Raw genomic sequence first — 3,521 nt, 5'->3', positions numbered from 1 at the left:
GCGCCTCGGGCAGCCCGGACAGCTCGGGCGGCTGGGTCAGGATCCGGGCCGCGGTCGCCGCGGGCGAATCCGCCCGGAAGGGGGTCCGGCCGGTGCCCGCGTACGCGACCACGGCGCCCCAGGCGAACACGTCGGCTGCCGGGCCGACCACACCCCGATGGTCGGTGTCGAAGCGTTCCGGCGCCATGTAGGCGACCGTGCCGACCATCTGATCGGTACGCGTGTGCTGGCTCGTCACCTCGAAGGCCCGCGCGATGCCGAAGTCGATCACCTTGGGCGTACCCAGCGCGAACAGCACGTTGGCCGGCTTGAGGTCGCGGTGGATCACCCCGGCACCGTGGATCGCGGCCAGAGCTGTCGCCACCCCGACCGCGACGCTGTGCAGGCTGCCGCCGGCGAGCGGGCCGTGCTCGGCGATGACCTCGGCCAGGCTGGGCCCGTCCACGTACTCGACCACCAGGTACGGCGTCGGATGGTCAGGATCGGCGTCGAGCACCTCGGCCGTGCAGAACGGCGGCACCTGGCGGGCCCGGTTGACCTCGCTGCGGAACCGGCCGCGGAACTCGGTGTCGTTGGCGTACTCGGGCCGGATCATCTTGACGGCGACCAGCCGGCCGCCGGCGTCCCGCCCGAGGTAGACGGCACCCATGCCACCCTGGCCGAGCCGCCCGAGCAGCCGGTAGCCGCCCAGCTCGGCCGGATCCCCCGGCAGGAGTGGATCAGTCACGGGCAGGACGATACATCGAGCGCCTTCAGCCGCCCGCCGCGCCGGGTCTCACGCCGGGCCGGGTCTCACGCCGGGCCGGTCGGCGGGCGTCAACGCCGCCGAGGCGAGCAGCGCCAGCTTGTCGGCCGCGTCGGTGCCCGCGTCCGGGTGGTAGATGACCAGCATCTGGCCGGCGGTGCCGCTGATGCCGAGTTTCTCCCGGTTCAGGCGCAGCTCACCCACCTGCGGGTGGTCGAGGTGCATCGGGGCACCTTCGCGCACCCGTACGTCGTGACGCCCCCACAGCTGCCGGAAACGCGGGCTGGCCAGCGACACCTCACCGACGAGCTCGATGAAGCGGGGGTCGTCGGTGTCGGTGCCGACGGACTCGCGGAAGCCCGCGACGAGGCGCTCGGTGTCCGTGTCCCAGTCCGGGTAGAGCTCGCGCTCGGCGGGCTCCAGGAAGACGTCCCGCAGCCGGTTGCCCCCCACCACCAGCCGCGGTGACAACGCGGTGGCCAGGGCGTTCGCGGCCAGGACGTCGAAGTAGCGGCCCTCCACGAACGCGGGCAACGGCAGTGTGGCGACGAGCTTGGCGATGCCGGCCGGGACGCTCTCACGCCGCGGACGGCGCCGCGAGCGGCGGGGCTTCTCCGTCCCCAGACCGAGCAGGTACGCCGTACCGTCGTCGTCCAGGTGCAGCACCCGGGCCAGCGATTCCAGCACCTGCACGGACGGGTTGCGGTCGCGGCCCTGCTCCAGCCGCAGGTAGTAGTCGGCGCTGATCCCGGCCAGCATCGCGACCTCCTCGCGGCGCAGCCCCGGCACCCGCCGCAGGCCCAGCACGGGAATGCCGGCCTGCTCGGGGGTCACGAGCTCGCGGCGGGCACGCAGGTAGTCGCCCAGCGGGTTCGACTCGACGCTCATGAGTTCACGGTAGGCCGCGGCCGGAGCCGGTGCCTGGTCCTGCGACTCCCGGTCATGCGGCGACGGCGTCGAGTTCGGCGATGGTCCCGGCGTCCAGCTCGAGGGTCGCGGCGGCGAGGTTCTCCCGCAGGTGCGCCACTGACGACGTACCCGGGATCAGCAGGATGTTGGGCGAGCGGTGCAGCAACCAGGCCAGCGCGACCGCCTTCGCCGGCTGCCCCAGCCGGGCCGCGACCGTGTCGAGCACCCCCGACTGCAGCGGGTTGAAGCCGCCCAGCGGCCAGAACGGCACGTAGGAGATGCCCTGGCCGTGCAGGTCGGCGATGATCGCCTCGTCCCCGCGGTGGGCGATGTTGTACCAGTTCTGCACGGTCACGATCGGCGCGATCGTCTGGGCCTCGCGGATCTGCCCGGCGTCGACGACCGACACCCCCAGGTGCCGGATCTTGCCCTGGTCACGGAGCTCGGCCAGCGCGCCGAACGGCTCCGCGAGCGAACCGGGCACCGGCGAGTGCCCGTCCGCGCCGCCACCGACGCGCAGGTTCACCACGTCCAGCGCCTCGACGCCGAGGGTGCGCAGGTTCGACTCGACCTGCTCGCGCAGCTGCCGCGGCGAGCGGGCGTGCGGCCAGCCGCCGTTCTCGTCGCGCACCGCCCCGACCTTGGTGACGATGTGCAGGTCGTCGCCGTACGGCGCCAGCGCCTCGCGGATGATCTCGTTGGTCACGTGCGGGCCGTAGAAGTCCGCGGTGTCGATGTGGTTGACGCCGGCCTCGACCGCCGACCGCAGCACCGCCACCGCCTCCGCGCGGTCCCGGGGCGGGCCCCAGACCCGCGGCCCGGCGAGCTGCATGGCGCCGTAGCCCATCCGGACCAGGGCCGGGCCGTTCTTGATCTCGAATACTCCACCGAGCATGTTCTCTGTCATGTGGTCAAGGGTGCGACCCGGTCCGCGCCGCAGGCAGACCTCCCGTGATCCTGGGAGTGACAGGGACAGTCACGCCGGGGTCTGCACTGCACCTGGCGGAGGATCGTCTGCAACTGGCCGACCTGGCGCGGGGTCATGGTGTCGAGGAAGATCCGGCGCACTTCGCGGACGTGCCCAGATCACCTGGCGCTGGGCGGTGGACCGCTGCTCGGCCGGCGTGAAGTCGCTGAACGCGGCCTGTGCCCAGGCGTCCGACGGGAGCGGCCCGGCACCGAGGTGCCGGCGCACGAACGTGGTCAGCGGGCGGGCCGCCGGCCAGTACGATCTCACGACCGGGCACCGCGGACCTGAGGAGCTTTCTTGACGCACTCGGCGACGTTCCTCCTCGACCGCCTGCACCGGGCCGGGATCAGCGATGTCGTCACGGTCGAACCGGTGAGCGGCGGGCTGGCGGCCCTCGCGGGCATCGCGACCCGCCGAGACGCGCCGCCGGTGTTCGTCAAGGCCTTCGCCGACCCGCCGGACGACGACGTCTTCGCCGCGGAGGCCGAGGGACTGACGGCTCTGCGCGAGCTCGGCGGCGTGGCGACACCCGACGTGATCCGGGCCGATCGGGAACTGCTCGTGCTGTCGGTGCTGCGTCCACGGCCGCGCGATGAGGACTTCTGGGAGCAGTTGGCGCATGCGCTGGCCCGCCTGCACCTGAGCACCGTCCACGGGCGCTTCGGGTGGCACCGCGACAACTGGCTGGGCCGTCGCCGGCAGACCAACACCTGGAGCGACGACGGTTTCGCCTTCTTCGCCGAGCACCGCCTGCTGCGCTGGCTCGGGCAGCCCCGCGTCGACGCGGCGCTCGACGCGGGCGACCGGGCGGCGCTGGAGCGGCTGTGCCGCCGCCTGCCCGACCTGCTGCCGGACCGGCCGGCCTGCCTGACCCACGGCGACCTGTGGACCCAGAAC

Annotated in this window: 4 protein-coding genes; 1 reads left to right on the top strand and 3 read right to left on the bottom strand. The window is 73.0% G+C overall.

The window, feature by feature from the left end; genetic code table 11:
* From AB0C29_RS38855 to AB0C29_RS38845, 3 genes are all read right to left on the bottom strand, one after another.
* On the bottom strand, positions 1-727 hold a 727-nt coding region (locus AB0C29_RS38855), incomplete at its 3' end, for a serine/threonine-protein kinase (RefSeq protein ID WP_360831486.1).
* Between the two features lie 48 nt (positions 728-775).
* Positions 776-1,633 (bottom strand): helix-turn-helix transcriptional regulator, encoded by an 858-nt coding sequence (locus AB0C29_RS38850; RefSeq protein WP_360831483.1) that lies wholly within the window; start codon positions 1,631-1,633, stop codon positions 776-778.
* A 52-nt stretch (positions 1,634-1,685) separates the two neighbouring features.
* Positions 1,686-2,561: an oxidoreductase gene (locus tag AB0C29_RS38845; RefSeq protein ID WP_360831480.1), complete on the bottom strand. Its 876-nt coding sequence runs from the start codon at positions 2,559-2,561 to the stop codon at positions 1,686-1,688.
* Positions 2,562-2,921: 360 nt separating this feature from the next.
* Between AB0C29_RS38845 and AB0C29_RS38840 the strand changes: the two genes are divergently transcribed.
* On the top strand, positions 2,922-3,521 hold a 600-nt coding region (locus tag AB0C29_RS38840), incomplete at its 3' end, for a fructosamine kinase family protein (protein ID WP_360831477.1).

The sequence above is a fragment of the Actinoplanes sp. NPDC048791 genome (genome assembly GCF_040650095.1).
GTDB lineage: Bacteria > Actinomycetota > Actinomycetes > Mycobacteriales > Micromonosporaceae > Actinoplanes.
This window is presented reverse-complemented; position numbering and strand designations above follow the sequence as displayed.

Excerpts from the sequence above, each read along its gene's own strand:
- AB0C29_RS38850 (WP_360831483.1), bottom strand. The coding sequence starts at position 1,633 with ATGAGCGTCGAGTCGAACCCGCTGGGCGACTACCTGCGTGCCCGCCGC.
- AB0C29_RS38845 (WP_360831480.1), bottom strand. The coding sequence starts at position 2,561 with ATGACAGAGAACATGCTCGGTGGAGTATTCGAGATCAAGAACGGCCCG.